The organism is Lactobacillus sp. M0393, from assembly GCF_016102025.1.
Taxonomy (GTDB): Bacteria; Bacillota; Bacilli; order Lactobacillales; family Lactobacillaceae; genus Lactobacillus; species Lactobacillus melliventris.
Genome location: NZ_JACFPK010000002.1, coordinates 29,556 through 43,485 on the forward strand (window position 1 = coordinate 29,556; position 13,930 = coordinate 43,485).

Annotated in this window: 15 protein-coding genes and 1 other RNA gene; 15 read left to right on the forward strand and 1 reads right to left on the reverse strand. The window is 33.2% G+C overall.

Annotation, left to right across the window (positions count from 1 at the left end; genetic code table 11):
* The 14 genes from H3R29_RS01480 to H3R29_RS01545 all read left to right on the forward strand — a co-directional run.
* Positions 1 to 625: LPXTG cell wall anchor domain-containing protein (locus tag H3R29_RS01480; RefSeq protein WP_198214716.1), on the forward strand; the 625-nt coding region annotated here is incomplete at its 5' end.
* 433 nt (positions 626 to 1,058) lie between these two features.
* The gene (locus H3R29_RS01485) at positions 1,059 to 1,442 is read left to right on the forward strand and encodes a VOC family protein (protein ID WP_046324666.1); all 384 of its coding nucleotides are present in this window, start codon (positions 1,059 to 1,061) and stop codon (positions 1,440 to 1,442) included.
* Between the two features lie 135 nt (positions 1,443 to 1,577).
* Positions 1,578 to 2,552, forward strand: coding sequence for a competence type IV pilus ATPase ComGA (comGA, locus tag H3R29_RS01490; protein WP_198202360.1), 975 nt, complete (start codon positions 1,578 to 1,580; stop codon positions 2,550 to 2,552).
* Positions 2,518 to 3,522 carry a type II secretion system F family protein gene (locus H3R29_RS01495; protein ID WP_046324668.1) on the forward strand — a complete coding sequence of 335 codons (1,005 nt, stop codon included), beginning with the start codon at positions 2,518 to 2,520 and terminating at the stop codon, positions 3,520 to 3,522. Before comGA ends, H3R29_RS01495 begins: the two co-directional genes overlap by 35 nt.
* A gap of 6 nt (positions 3,523 to 3,528) precedes the next feature.
* Positions 3,529 to 3,870: a competence type IV pilus major pilin ComGC gene (comGC, locus tag H3R29_RS01500; RefSeq protein WP_232352193.1), complete on the forward strand. Its 342-nt coding sequence runs from the start codon at positions 3,529 to 3,531 to the stop codon at positions 3,868 to 3,870.
* A complete protein-coding gene (locus H3R29_RS01505; protein ID WP_198214717.1) occupies positions 3,860 to 4,282 on the forward strand; it encodes a prepilin-type N-terminal cleavage/methylation domain-containing protein in 423 nt (140 codons plus the stop codon). The genes comGC and H3R29_RS01505 overlap by 11 nt, the downstream gene beginning before the upstream one ends.
* On the forward strand, positions 4,272 to 4,547 hold the full coding sequence (locus H3R29_RS01510; protein WP_122037462.1) for a type II secretion system protein: 276 nt from the start codon (positions 4,272 to 4,274) through the stop codon (positions 4,545 to 4,547). Before H3R29_RS01505 ends, H3R29_RS01510 begins: the two co-directional genes overlap by 11 nt.
* Positions 4,531 to 5,040, forward strand: a complete 510-nt coding sequence (locus H3R29_RS01515) for a ComGF family competence protein (RefSeq protein WP_198202362.1) — start codon at positions 4,531 to 4,533, stop codon at positions 5,038 to 5,040. The genes H3R29_RS01510 and H3R29_RS01515 overlap by 17 nt, the downstream gene beginning before the upstream one ends.
* Before the next feature lie 190 nt (positions 5,041 to 5,230).
* Positions 5,231 to 6,232 carry a class I SAM-dependent methyltransferase gene (locus H3R29_RS01520; protein WP_122025915.1) on the forward strand — a complete coding sequence of 334 codons (1,002 nt, stop codon included), beginning with the start codon at positions 5,231 to 5,233 and terminating at the stop codon, positions 6,230 to 6,232.
* A gap of 45 nt (positions 6,233 to 6,277) precedes the next feature.
* Positions 6,278 to 7,462, forward strand: a complete 1,185-nt coding sequence (locus tag H3R29_RS01525) for an acetate/propionate family kinase (protein WP_198202363.1) — start codon at positions 6,278 to 6,280, stop codon at positions 7,460 to 7,462.
* 269 nt (positions 7,463 to 7,731) lie between these two features.
* Positions 7,732 to 8,538 carry a Cof-type HAD-IIB family hydrolase gene (locus tag H3R29_RS01530; protein WP_198202364.1) on the forward strand — a complete coding sequence of 269 codons (807 nt, stop codon included), beginning with the start codon at positions 7,732 to 7,734 and terminating at the stop codon, positions 8,536 to 8,538.
* Positions 8,539 to 8,608: 70 nt separating this feature from the next.
* Positions 8,609 to 8,974: a transfer-messenger RNA gene (gene ssrA / locus H3R29_RS01535) on the forward strand.
* A 662-nt stretch (positions 8,975 to 9,636) separates the two neighbouring features.
* Positions 9,637 to 9,846: a hypothetical protein gene (locus H3R29_RS01540; protein ID WP_198202365.1), complete on the forward strand. Its 210-nt coding sequence runs from the start codon at positions 9,637 to 9,639 to the stop codon at positions 9,844 to 9,846.
* A 300-nt stretch (positions 9,847 to 10,146) separates the two neighbouring features.
* Positions 10,147 to 11,349 (forward strand): MFS transporter, encoded by a 1,203-nt coding sequence (locus tag H3R29_RS01545; RefSeq protein WP_198202366.1) that lies wholly within the window; start codon positions 10,147 to 10,149, stop codon positions 11,347 to 11,349.
* Positions 11,350 to 11,367: 18 nt separating this feature from the next.
* Here the strand turns inward: H3R29_RS01545 and H3R29_RS01550 are convergent, their stop codons facing one another.
* Complete coding sequence (locus H3R29_RS01550) at positions 11,368 to 12,246, reverse strand: LysR family transcriptional regulator (RefSeq protein ID WP_198202367.1); 879 nt, start codon at positions 12,244 to 12,246, stop codon at positions 11,368 to 11,370.
* 144 nt (positions 12,247 to 12,390) lie between these two features.
* On the opposite strand from H3R29_RS01550, the gene glpK reads away from it, so the two are divergent.
* Positions 12,391 to 13,905 (forward strand): glycerol kinase GlpK, encoded by a 1,515-nt coding sequence (gene glpK / locus H3R29_RS01555; RefSeq protein WP_198202368.1) that lies wholly within the window; start codon positions 12,391 to 12,393, stop codon positions 13,903 to 13,905.
* Positions 13,906 to 13,930: the final 25 nt, after the last annotated feature.

The window sequence follows — 13,930 nt, forward strand, 5'->3', positions numbered from 1 at the left end:
CAACGGTAGCAGCAACGGGTCTAATGGTAGCAGCAACGGCTCTAATGGTAGTAGCGATGGCTCCAACGGTAGCAGCAACGGCTCTAATGGTAGTAGCAACGGCTCCAATGGTAGTAGCAACGGCTCTAATGGTAGTAGCAACGGCTCCAATGGTAGCAGCAACGGCTCCAATGGCAGTAACGGTCTGAACGGCAGTAACGGTTTGAATGGCAGTAACGGTTTGAATGGCAGTAACGGTCTGAACGGCAGTAATGGTCTGAACGGCAGTAACGGTTTGAACGGCAGTAACGGTTTGAACGGCAGTAACGGTTTGAACGGCAGTAACGGTCTGAACGGCAGTAACGGTTTGAACGGCAGTAATGGTCTGAACGGCAGTAACGGTTTGAACGGCAGTAACGGTTTGAACGGCAGTAATGGTTTGAACGGCAGTAATGGTTTGAACGGCAGTAACGGTTTGAACGGTATAAATGCATCAAATAATGCCGATAAACAAGAAAGTACATTACCACGGACAGGCAAAGAAAAGAATTCTGACATGTCTTTAATAACTTTAGGTGGCTTGATGTTAATTGGTACGCTAGGAGATGAACTTCTAAGATTTTTAAAACGAAAAAATGAGAAATAAGTTTTAATAATTTAAAATCGAAAATTAAAAAAGGGAGCTTATTAAAAAACTCCCTTTTAATTAAGATAACAGTTTTTATTACTAAATTAAGGCTTTTCATAATTAAGCTAAAAAGAAGATTAATACATTTTAATATTGAGTTTTTAATTATTTACCTTTTGTCAATATTTTCGTTGATCAAATTTAATACAAGATTTCATCTAAAAAATACTAGAATAATGGCTAATTTTTCTATTAGCTATAATAACATATCCCTTTGGTTGAATTTTAAGTTTTTAATGAGGAGAACAATAACTCTAAAATTATAAGTTAATCCAGCGTAATATGTTAAATATAAAATTTAGTTATTACTAGTATATACTAATTATATATATAAAATAAGTTTAGTAAATTATGTTATTTGCAGAGTAAAAAGCGAAAGGAAGCTTATCCAATGGCTATAGTCCGATTAGATCATTTAGTATTAACAGTTAACAATATAAACGTAACAACTGATTTTTACCGTCATTATTTTGGTATTGAAACAATTAATTTTCAAGATGGCAGAGCTGCTTTGAAGATCGGACATCAAAAAATTAATTTGAATGAAGTAGATCATGAAACAGACCCTAAAGCTGCCTATCCAACACCTGGATCTGGTGATATCTGCCTAATTAGTGATACACCGATTGATAATTTACTGGATGAATTCGAAAAAAATAATTTACCTATTGTTTTGGGACCTGTAATTAGAACTGGAGCAGAAGGTAAGATTCGTTCAATATATGTAAGAGATCCAGACCAGAATTTGATTGAAATTTCAAATTATATTAATTAGTAATATTTAAATAGTAAAAACATATCTAACATGATTCTTAATTTAGGGATCATGTTTTTTTTTTCGTAAATTTTTTTAAAAGTTTTATCTCAATTTCGCGTATTTAATATTAGTACAAAGTAAAGGAGGGAATTGATGAGAATCAAAGACACAGTTAATAATATGATTGAAGAAGCAATAAATAAACGTGCAAGTGACATTTTTTTCTTATTGCAGAGGAATAAGTTAGCAGTTAACTTTAGAACAATTGTAGGAATCAAAAATCAAGCTCACTATCCAGTGAATGAAGGGAAAGAAATAATTAATTTTTTGAAATTTAGTGCTCAAATGGATATAGCTGAACACCGGAGACCTCAAGTGGGTGCTTTTGAATATGAGTATAAAAATGTTGTGTACTATTTAAGACTTTCCAGCATTGGAGACTTTAATGATAATGAATCTTTAGTTGTGAGGATTATTTATCAAATTGATTCTGGCAAATATTTTTTTAATAGGCAAATTGAAAAGTTAACAGACTTAACTAGAAGAAGGGGATTGATAATTACCAGTGGGCCAACTGGGTCGGGTAAAACAACTACTATGTATAATTTGGCAAAAATAGTAGGTAAAAACCAAATGGTAATGACTATTGAAGATCCTGTTGAAATTCAAGAGGCGGATTTCTTGCAAACACAGGTTAATTTAGCAGCTGATATTAGCTATGAGGGACTACTTGAAGCATCTTTGCGCCATCGACCAGACATTCTGATTATTGGAGAAATTAGAAATAAAGTCACTGCAAGATTAGCTGTAGATGCAGCTTTAAGTGGACACCTTGTCTTTGCAACGGTTCATGCCAAAAGCACTTTACAAACTATTTCTAGATTAGAAAGTTTACACGTTAGTACAGCAGATTTGTATAACTGTTTGACGGCTGTATGTTATCAACGCCTTTTACCTACAGCAGATGGTTTTGCCTGTTTGATGGATATTGATAGCGGCTCCCAATTGCAAGAGGATATTAACCAAGAAAAAAGGGCAGGTTTTGTCTCTTGGTCAGAAAATTTAAGTGAGCTCAAAGAAAGAGGAAAAATAAGTGCGCAAATATTTGAGCAATATCAACAAGGATAAATTAACGAGTAAAGAACGACTAGAATTTTTGGAATATTTACAAAATAGTTTATCTAACGGCTTTTCCCTTAATGCGAGTTTAGAAATGATGCCAGTAATATGGCCAAATCACAAAAATATTTTTATTAGATTGTGTACTGAAATTCAAGCAGGAAAGAAATTGAGTTCAGAAATGTTAAAGTTAGGTTTTTCTAAAACAATAGTAACTCAAATCGAATTATCAATGGCACAAGGAAATTTAACAGAATGCCTGACTCAAATTGCCACACTGAATCGCTTGAAAAATGATCAGCTTAAAAAACTAAAATCTGAGCTGACCTATCCATTTGTTTTAGTTTTGATGATGATTTTCCTTTTACTATTTATGCAAACTTTTGTCGCAAATCAATTTGCTGAATCTGGTGAACATACTGGCGATTATATGTTGTTAATTTTATTATTTTCCTGCTTAGTAATAATTTATTTTATGAGTAAAGTCTTGCTTTTACTAAAAAAACAAGATTATATTTCTCTACGTAAACTGAGGCATTTTCCTATAATTGGGCCGTTAGTGCAAATATATGTGGAATATATTTTAATTTACGATGTAGGACTTTTGCTTGCGAGTGGGTTCTCTTTACAAAAAATTTGTGATTATGCTGCTATGCAGGTGGAGGGCTCATTACAACAACAAATTGGCTTGAGTGTGGGTAAGCAGTTGGCTCAGGGAATAAGTCCTGACTTAATAATCAAAAAAGAGGATTTTTTACCGAATGAATTACTTTTGTTATTACAAACCGGTTCAAAGAAAATAGATTTAAGTAAAAAATTCATGCTTCTAGGACACGCACTTTTTAATGAATTAGCACAAAGAATAGAAAAGTTAATTGTAAATATACAACCATTTTGTTTTATTTTAATTGGCTTATGCATTATTGGCTTATATTTGAAGCTATTATTACCAATGTATGCAATGATGCAAAAAATTTGAGGAATAATGATGAAGAAAAAAATACTAAATTTGATATCGAAAAAGAGTAAAGTTAAGGGATTTACTTTAATAGAAATGGTAGTTGTAGTTGCAATAATTATGATGCTTTTAGTGATTATTGCTCCGAACTTAGCAAAACAAAAAAACAATGCAAATAGAAAAACGGATGACGCCTTTAAATCAACTTTACAAACTCAAGTAACTTTATACGAAGATGATAAAGATCGTAATGGTAAAACAATCAGTTTTCAGAACATGTTTGAAGATGGTTATCTAACTAAGAAGCAACTGACAAAGTCGAAGGACTATGCTGTAAAAGATGGTATCGTTGAAAAGAATGCTAAATAAAGTTAATTTAAAAGGATTTACTCTCGTAGAAATGGTTATTACCTTGGCCATAGCAATAATCATCACAGGAATAGGTGCAATAGAGTTAAATGCTTATAAAGAAAAAATAATTTTAGAGAATACAGTTGGAGAAATTAGGAGTGCAGTGGAACAAGCCGCTCGTGTTTCAGCAACAAGTAAACAAGCATGTGTTATTAAATATTTTCCGGATTTGAAAGAAATAGAATTTGTCGGAGATAATTACTTTAATTCATTAAAAATAAGCCAGCCAATACATGTTTATAATTTGTCTAATTTACAAATATCAACTACCGGTTCAATGGCTCCTCATACTATTACCATCAGTAATGATAAAAATACACGAAAGATAAAATTACAAATGACTTGGGGACGTGCTATAAATGATTCATAAAAAAATGTGTGGCTTTTTAGTAATGGAAAGCATGATTGGATTAATAATCGCATGTGTTGGAATTACCACTGTAGAATTAATAATTGGGGAAAGTAGACTTATTGAAAGGAAAATTGAGCAAAAAACTGACCGTACTTACGCTTGGAACGTGATGAAAAAAACCAACGTTAAACAGGTAATGGTACATGACCGCCTTTATCGCTTTGTAGATAATAAAAAAATTCTCGATGTAAAAAATAATAAAAAATATGAAATTAAGAAGTAAAGGCTTTATTTTAGCTGAAGCAATGCTCTCAGTTCTTATTACCTTAATTGTAGTATTGATGTTACAAAATTTGTTAAAGACATTGACATTAGCTAATAAAGCACACCATAAAACAGATGATGTTGTTTTTTCATATGTGCAATTAAATCGGTTTATAAATGAAGAAAAGGGTATAAAGGCTTATACCTTACCTAAAGATTCAAATTTCTCAAAAGCAGTGTTTGTAAAAACAAATAAGAAGAATGAGACAACTACCTATTATTTGACGCTATACAAAGATATGGTACGTGTGACAACACCTAAAGGAGGGCATATGCCTTTATTACTGAATGTTGAAAAAGCTGATTTTCTTACAAAAGATAGGTTGATTAAAATAAATGTAATGGAAAAAGATGGTAGAAAGTCTGAATTATACTTTAAATTTAATTCTCGTCCCAATTTGAAGAAGAAGGTAGTAAATGATAAAAAGCAAAAGTTGGAAAATAAGAGGTAACGCAGTTTTAAGTAGTGTCTTAGTTTTGACTACCTGTTTGATTTTTATTCAATTTTATTTAGAAGTTTATCAGGAAAGTATGGAAAATAATTTTTTATTGATTGAATATCTGATTAATAATTGATTTGCTTGCTCTTATAACCTTGTTTCTATTAAAATTAAAATGTTTAGGAGATAAGGGGAAGAAATTATGGATAATATAGAAAAACTTTTTAATAATTTTTTGGATTGTGTTAAGTGTTTACAAGAAGCATTGAATGTCTCTTTGGGTGATGCTCTAGTTGAAACCTTTGACAATTTAGAAAATAATCAGATAAAAGTTGAGTTGGGAGCTCCTGACAAAGAGACCGTTCAAAAATTGAGTCAAAAGTATGCTAATTTGCACTACGATCAGCTTTCACCAAAAATTAAGATACAAATCTTCACTTTGTTAGTTTTAAAAGCTGTTAATGAAGATGGGCTAGATGTTAATCAAATGCCGACTCCACCTGCTATTGCTACTGTTATCGCTATGTTTATGCTCAAACTGTTGCCAAAAGAAAAACTAATTATTGCTGATCCGGCAATTGGCACTGGCAATTTGCTATTTTCTGTAGTCAGACAACTAAAAAATTCCAACCATTCTAAAGCGGATTTTGAACTTTATGGTATTGATAATGATGAAGAAATGCTAAGCTTTGCAGATATTGCAGCCCATTTGAATAAAATTGATATTGAAATGTTTTGTCAAGATGGTTTAACTCCTTGGATGTTTCCCAGCCCAGATGTTGTTGTAAGTGATTTGCCTGTAGGTTATTATCCGGTTGATGATAATGCTGCTAATTTTGCTACTAAATCTGTGAAAGGTCATTCGCTTGCTCACCTTTTATTTATAGAACAAATTATTAAGAACCTCAGGCCAGCTGGTTATGCTTTTCTACTCGTACCACAGACAATTCTTTCTGGTAAAGGCGGCAGTGACTTCATGCCTTGGCTGTCAGAAAAAGTTTTTTTACGGTCAATAATTGAATTGCCTGACAATGCTTTTCAAAACAAATTTAACCAAAGATCAATTTTAATTTTTCAAAATCATGGAAAAAATGCCAGAAATAGTGAAGTATTTCTCACAAAGTTAGACTCGTTTAAAAAGGAAGAAGACCTAATAAAGCTTAATGTTAAACTAAATGAGTGGTATACTAAAAATATTAATTGATTTGTGAAAAGTTAAAAATTCAAGTTTATGGAGGGAATTACATTTATGAAAAAAGTTTTAGCAATCAACTCAGGCAGCTCTTCTTTTAAATATAAGTTGTTTGCTTTACCAGAAGAAAAGGTTTTGGCAGAAGGAATTGCCGACAGAGTAGGCATTAATGGTTCCTCTTTCCAAATTGAACTGGCAAATGGCGAAAAACATACTGAGAAAGTTGCAATTCCAGATCAGGAAACTGCTGTTAATTTATTGCTTTCGGCTTTAAAGAAATACCATGTTGTTAATGACCTAAGCGAAATTGTTGGTGTAGGTCATAGAATAGTTGCGGGTGGCGAAGAATTTACCGATTCGGCACTAATTGACAAGGATAAGTTACAAAAAATTTATGATTTAAAAGAATATGCCCCCCTTCATAATCCTGCAGAAGGCAAAGGCATTGAAGCCTTTATGAAATTACTACCAGGTGTTCCTGAAGTAGGCGTGTTTGATACATCATTTCACCAAACTTTGGATCCTGTTCACTACATGTATTCAATTCCATATCATTATTATGAAAAATATGGCGTACGTAAATATGGAGCCCATGGTACTTCAGTTCGTTATATAGTTGGTCGTGCGGCTCAAATGCTTGGTAAAGATGCCAAGGATTTGAGACTGATTGTTTGTCATCTTGGTTCCGGAGCATCGATTACTGCAGTTAAAGGTGGCAAGTCTTTTGATACATCTATGGGCTTCACTCCATTAGCAGGCATCACTATGGGTACTCGTTCCGGTGATGTTGATCCATCTGTTTTGCAATATATCATGAATAAAGACCATATTGATATTAACGAAATGATTGATATTTTGAATGATAAATCTGGTCTATTAGGTATTTCTGAGATTTCCTCAGATATGCGTGACCTAGAGAAAAATTCTGATAAAAAAGCTGATCTTGCTAGAGCTATTTTTGTAAATCGTGTCATTCAATATATTGGTTCTTACATGGTTGAAATGAAAGGTGCAGATGCGATTATTTTCACTGCTGGAGTAGGTGAGCATGATTCTGGTATTCGTGAAAATATCATTAAATCATTTGAATTTATTGGTTTAAACCCTGATTTAGAAGCAAATAAATCAAATGGTGAGAAATTTATTACGAAGCCAGATTCAAAAATTAAAGCTTTAGTTATTCCAACTGATGAGGAATTAATGATTGAACGGGATGTCGTTCGTTTAGCTCACTTGAGTTAATGATGAAATTTATAATAAAATAGAGAAGTTGCTAAGAAAAAATTAGCGACTTTTTTTGTTTATTTTTGATATTATAGTATTCGAAAAGCAAAGCATCATCATAATGAAATATTATATTTGATTGGCAAAAAACAAATTGGCTCAAAAATTTCGAGACAAACTTAATAGTGATGGCTGAGCTGGTCTGACTATCAAAATAATTTGCAAAAGTATGGTCGCTGCGATAGAAAATAACTGTAAACCTGAAGAAAATGGTAAAGGAAAAATAAATGATTAAATTAGTTGCAATTGATGTTGATGACACACTATTAAATAGTCAGGGAAGGTTACTTCAATCTACTATTGAAGTAGTTAAGAAGGCAGTAGCGCGAAATATCAAGGTAGTACTCTGCTCTGGACGACCATTAGCTGGTGTGAAGCATTTTTTGAATGAACTAGGAATAGTTCAGGACAATCAATATGTTGTTACTTTTAATGGCGCTATCATTGAGACGGTGACAGGTAAGACTCTTCAACAATTGGGAATTGATCAAACAACTTATGAAAAGATTGACCAATATTCTAAAGAGCATGGCGTGGCTTACAATGTTGTCGCTGAAAACAGTGCAATCATTACAAGTAATTTAAATGTTAATCGAATTACTATTGTCCAGGCGTGGGAAAATAGTGCTGGTGTTCTAATCAGAAGGCCTGATGAACTACCTAAAGATGAACAAATAATTAAGGCTGTTTTTGCTGACGAAAAAGTCAAGCTTGACGAAGTTGAAGCTAATGTTGTAAAAACCTTTGGCAAAGAAAATTATGTGGTGCGAGCTGCCGATAACTTTTTAGAAATAATGCATCCAGATGTTAACAAGGGGGTGGCACTTAAATTTTTGACAAAAAAACTAGGATTCGAAACTAATGAAGTGATGGCAATTGGGGATGAGCGAAACGATATACCTATGTTTAGGGTTGCAGGAACTTCAGTAGTTATGGCAAATGGCTCTTCTGAAGCGAAAAACCAAGCTAACTTTGAAACTGCATCAAATAATCAAGATGGAATTGCCTTGGCTTTTGACCAATTTGTTTTTTAGATAAAGTGCAAGGTTTCTTCTGGTATTAGGCAATTTAGCTTTGTTATGCTATAATTGTATTACCTAAAGCGGGGGTGTTTTGGGATTCGACAGGCGTAGATTCGCATTGACTGCGGTTCGTAGGTCACGTCTACGTAAAAACGTCACAGTTTTATAACTGCAAATAAAGAAAATTCTTACGCATTAGCTGCCTAGTTTAGGCGCATGTGTTGCTTGCTTTCGGATTACTCACGTCTGAATTCAAGTATCAACTTAGTGAGTTACGTTTAACTACCTCATCTGAATAGTTAAAAAGAGTCATTCCAGGTTAGCTAGTCCATACTAGCCCTGTTATATGGCGTTTTGGACTAGTGAAGTTCAAATAATATAACTATGATCGTAGATGTCAGTGACGGAATGCGTTTGGACAGGGGTTCAATTCCCCTCACCTCCATAAATATTTCAATAAAGCCCTATGAATAAAGCGTTCATAGGGCTTTATTTTACTTTTGTATGGTAAAAAAGAATTAAACTGGAATTTTTATTTTTTTAGTAGGAATTATAAACTTCTATGTTCTTTTACTAGGCTACGATTTATTCATTAATTTTTATAGTACGACTGTTATTTTTTAATATAAAAATAATAAAAAATCCAACATCTGCTTACTATTTAACATTTAACTTAGCTTTAACAGTCATTTTTTGCAGAATTAGCTCAGTGAATATAACAAAAGAAAGTTTTTTGAATGATTATGAAACAATTAATTATGTAGCAAAAATGCTAATTAACTATATAGACAAAGGAATCAATAACGTATTATGATAAAAGAGTGGCGGAAAAAGACCAAGAACTAAAAACGAATATCTTAATTCCTTGTGTTAGCTGACAAGTAACTAGTATAAAATAAAAGAAATGAAAAATAAGAACTATTTATTTTTCATTGAGCTTTCAAAAATGGTGATTGTATAAGCATATCTAACTACGTTTCAATTTTGTTCCGTGCTTAAAACAGATAAACTTTCACAAAACAGTTTTAAAATGAAAAGTTATTTAAGTTATTTTATTATCGACCCTACGAAATTATATAAAAGTTGTTTGATGACTAGAAAGTTGAAGAAATGGATCCACATAAAATGACATTGCAAGAGTTAAGAAAATATTTTTATGGTCGCAATGTTGAGTTTACGTTGAAAAATGGTCAAAAGAAGGAAATTTTTGTTCAGGATATATTGAATGAAGATGATGACGAACCAGAATTAACTTTTCTTGGAGGTTCTGTTGAAAATGAAATTAAAATCTCGGATATTTTGAGTGCTCGTGAAATTTAGCATTAAAAAGATCTGGAGTATCAAGCTATAGAAAATAGTGGAGGAAAAATGAGAAAGAATACAGCATGGACTATCATTTTAATTTGTTCACTTGTTGTTATTGTTCTTAGAATTCTAATAATGGCAGGGAGCAAATTTTAATCGCTAAAAAGGTCGAAATTAAAAATAAGTTTGTCTATTTTGTATATATAGTATATTCAGAATATTTAAAGACTAAATCACTTTGAAATTTGCTTTATCTAATGCTTTTTTGTGCACTATAATAAAGTACACATAGTTTGAATGAGCAAAAAATAAACAATGAAAAAATTAACACAAAAGTCCAAGTTACTAATAGGTTATGCTATTTCAGGACTTGGCGATCAGTTTTATACTTTTGCAATTCCACTTTTGATGTTGTCGAGAACACATTCATCAATAATAATGGGACTGTTAACGGCAGTCGAATATTTGCCTACAGCATTATTTGGACTAACAATTGGACCAATTTTTGACATGTATTCTCGTAAAAAAATCATGCTTTTTTCTCTGATTATGCAAATGGTGCTAATTATAATTGCACCATTTTTGGTTATAAGAAACGTCTCAATATATTGGCTGCTATTGGTCATTTTCCTACTTGGCAGTTTCGACTTAATCACTTGGACAGGCTACCAGATATTTATTGCAGAATCGGTAAAAAAAGAAGAATTATCATCTGTTTCGGGCCAAGTTGGTTTAATTTCGTCTGTGCAAAAAACTTTCGGCCCAGGCATTGCAGCTGTCATTATTAATTTGATCAATTATATTGGTGGTTTTTTATTAGATGCTTTAAGTTTTGGCTATTTAACTTATGTTATTAAAGACTATGAACCTTTACAAACAGAAAATGGGGCAATGAAAAAAGAAAGTTCCTTTAACAAAAGTGCTAAAAAGGGGATTTCCTTTTTATTTGCTCATCATGACATTAAATGGCTGCTTGCAAGTTTTTTTGTAGCTAATGTTGGCTTTCAAGCAGTCGTTCCCATGTTAACGTTTTTATTAAAACAGGAAATGAAAGTTTCAGTTAACCTAGTAAGTGTTTTTTACACAGTAGCTGCAGTTGCCAGCATTATTGGCAATTTCATCTACCTGCGTATCAACAAGAATATGAAACTTGGTACACAGATGATTATGATTGGACTTCTAATAATGTGCGGCTTTATGATAATGCTAAATGTTCAGTCTTTCTTTTGGGTTACCTTTGGTTATGCAATAGTGTCCTTTGGTTGTGTTTGGTCACAAGCAAACTTTTTTACCATTATTCAAGCAGAAACACCGCCTCAATTTAAAGGAACAATAACATCAATTTCTACATCACTTACCCGAATAATTGGGCCCATTATGTCATTAATTAGTGGTTTCTTAATTAAAGAAGAAGTTCACTCCATCTTTGTTGTAGCTTCTGTTTGCATGTTTCTTTCTGTATTTATTTCCCTAGTTACTGGTTTAGGCGAATTAGGTAAACTGGAAAAGCTGCATTAATTGCAAAAAAGCAAAAACTTATTTTTTAGACAAGCAATGGTCTAATAAATTACAAATAGCTGGATTTTTATAAATTGCCACAACATCATATTTTAGTTTTGGTAAGTTGGGTAAGTAAGTAACGCATTTAGCATAAGTTTCTGGCAATGGCAGTTCTTCTGGATAGATACCCATACCATAATCTAAAACAACATTCGATAATGCCGCGTCGAAACTGTCTAAATAAATAATTTGTTCATAACAAATGTTCTTTTTGGCCAAAATTTTTTTAATTTTTGTTTGTACATCATTCTTATCTGTAGCAGTCCATTTTTGCAAGAAAAGGGGCTGCTTTTTTATAACATTCCTTTTTAGCCTACCATCTTGATTAACAGCTTTTTTGCTCAGTAAAATCCCAAAATTGGCAGTTCCGATTTTCTTAACATGAATATTCTTAATTTTACTTACCGCTGTTGAGAAACCAATCAGCACATCGTAATCCTCTGCATCAAGTTTCGGTATACTAGTAGCAAAATTTTCGGTATCTAATTGTAATTGTAAGCCTGAATTGTTTTTTGTAAGTAATCGCGCTAAGCTAACGGCCCAATAATCAAAACCATGTAAATAATGTATTCTCAACGTTTGAAATGAATCATTTAACTGACTAATTTTTTCATTAAATTCATAATATTTCTTAAGTACCGGTACTGCATAGTGATACAGATTAATACCCGTTAAAGTAACTTTAAAGTGGGAAGTTGAACGATCAATCAGTTGAACGCCTAAATCTTCCTCTAAATTTTTTATTGCGTTACTAATGGCTGTTTGAGAAACAAAATTTCTCTTAGCGGCCGGAGTAAATCCTTGAGTTTCTACAACATCTATAAAATATTTATATGCTAATAGGCTATATTTCATCACATTTTGTCCTTTTACTTATAACTTTATCTAATAAGTTATCATCATTATATGTTAGCGCTTACTAAAAAGCGAGGGTAAAATTGAATTGTAACGACAGTTACCTTTACTAAATTAGTTTTGTAACTAAAAAGGAGAAGTATAATGGCTGAAAAATATATTTTAGCGATTGATGAAGGTACTACAAGTACACGTGCAATTATTTTAGACCATTCTGGTAAAAAAGTAATTGATTCACGGAAAGAGTTTAATCAATATTTTCCTAAACCTGGCTGGGTAGAACATGATGCTAACGAAATTTGGAATTCAGTTTTATCGACTATTGCCAATTCGTTTATTAATTCAGGAATTAAGCCTAACCAGATTGCCGCTATTGGTATCACTAACCAACGGGAAACGACTGTAATTTGGGATAAGAAAACTGGCTTGCCAATCTACCACGCAATTGTCTGGCAATCTCGGCAAACTTCAGATATTGCCGATAAAATCATTGCTGACGGGTATTCCGATATGATCCATGAAAAAACCGGTTTAATTCCTGATGCATATTTCTCTGCAACTAAAATTCGCTGGATACTTGACCATGTTCCTGGCGCTCAGGAGCGTGCTGAAAATGGTGAATTATTATTTGGCACCATCGATTCATGGCTCGTCTGGAAACTGACTGGCGGCAAAGTTCATGTTACTGATTACACTAATGCCAGCCGGACAATGCTTTTTAACATTACCAACCTTGATTGGGATGATGAGATACTAAAATTATTAAATATTCCTAGAAAAATTTTACCGGAGATTCGTTCTAATTCTGAAATTTATGGCACTACTGCGGAATATCACTTCTACGGCAGTCAAGTTCCCATAGCCGGAATGGCTGGTGACCAGCAATCAGCTCTGTTTGGTCAATTAGCTTTTGAACCAGGAATGGTTAAAAACACTTATGGTACCGGTGCGTTCACTGTTATGAATACAGGGGAAAAGCCAAAATTCTCGGCCAATAACTTGTTAACGACTGTGGCATATGGCATTAATGGCAAAGTAAATTATGCTTTAGAAGGTAGTATTTACGTTGCCGGTTCTGCTATTCAGTGGTTGCGTGATCAATTGGGCATTATTGATGACGCTCCTCAATCAGAAGAAGCCGCAAAACGTTCCAAGGATAACAATGAAGTTTTTGTCGTCCCAGCATTTACCGGTCTAGGTGCTCCATACTGGGACTCAAATGTCCGTGGTTCAGTCTTTGGCTTGACTAGAGGCACGACAAGGGATGATTTTACAAAAGCAACTCTGCAATCTTTGGCTTATGAAAGTCGCGATGTTATTGATACTATGCATGAAGATACCAAAATTAAAATTCCTAAATTAAAAGTCGATGGTGGTGCTGCCAATAACGACTATCTAATGCAATTCCAGGCAGACATTTTAGGAATTGAAATAGAGCGTGCGGCTAATCTTGAAACAACCGCTTTAGGTGCTGCTTTTCTTGCAGGCTTAGCTATTGGCTATTGGAAAGATTTCGAGGAAATAAAGAAAATCCAAAAAGTCGGCAAGATATTTAAACCACAAATGAGTGGCGCTGAAAGAGACCATCTTTATGAAGGGTGGAAGTCAGCTGTTAAGGCTGCTCAAAGTTTTTCATACAAACCTTACCAAAAGAATTAGTTAACAGTTTTACTAAAAGAAAGAG

Excerpts from the sequence above, each read along its gene's own strand:
- comGC (WP_232352193.1), top strand. The coding sequence starts at position 3,529 with ATGATGAAGAAAAAAATACTAAATTTGATATCGAAAAAGAGTAAAGTT.
- H3R29_RS01505 (WP_198214717.1), top strand. The coding sequence starts at position 3,860 with ATGCTAAATAAAGTTAATTTAAAAGGATTTACTCTCGTAGAAATGGTT.
- H3R29_RS01540 (WP_198202365.1), top strand. The coding sequence starts at position 9,637 with ATGGATCCACATAAAATGACATTGCAAGAGTTAAGAAAATATTTTTAT.
- comGA (WP_198202360.1), top strand. The coding sequence starts at position 1,578 with ATGAGAATCAAAGACACAGTTAATAATATGATTGAAGAAGCAATAAAT.
- H3R29_RS01550 (WP_198202367.1), bottom strand. The coding sequence starts at position 12,246 with ATGAAATATAGCCTATTAGCATATAAATATTTTATAGATGTTGTAGAA.
- H3R29_RS01520 (WP_122025915.1), top strand. The coding sequence starts at position 5,231 with ATGGATAATATAGAAAAACTTTTTAATAATTTTTTGGATTGTGTTAAG.
- H3R29_RS01510 (WP_122037462.1), top strand. The coding sequence starts at position 4,272 with ATGATTCATAAAAAAATGTGTGGCTTTTTAGTAATGGAAAGCATGATT.
- H3R29_RS01545 (WP_198202366.1), top strand. The coding sequence starts at position 10,147 with ATGAAAAAATTAACACAAAAGTCCAAGTTACTAATAGGTTATGCTATT.
- H3R29_RS01485 (WP_046324666.1), top strand. The coding sequence starts at position 1,059 with ATGGCTATAGTCCGATTAGATCATTTAGTATTAACAGTTAACAATATA.
- glpK (WP_198202368.1), top strand. The coding sequence starts at position 12,391 with ATGGCTGAAAAATATATTTTAGCGATTGATGAAGGTACTACAAGTACA.
- H3R29_RS01515 (WP_198202362.1), top strand. The coding sequence starts at position 4,531 with ATGAAATTAAGAAGTAAAGGCTTTATTTTAGCTGAAGCAATGCTCTCA.
- H3R29_RS01530 (WP_198202364.1), top strand. The coding sequence starts at position 7,732 with ATGATTAAATTAGTTGCAATTGATGTTGATGACACACTATTAAATAGT.
- H3R29_RS01525 (WP_198202363.1), top strand. The coding sequence starts at position 6,278 with ATGAAAAAAGTTTTAGCAATCAACTCAGGCAGCTCTTCTTTTAAATAT.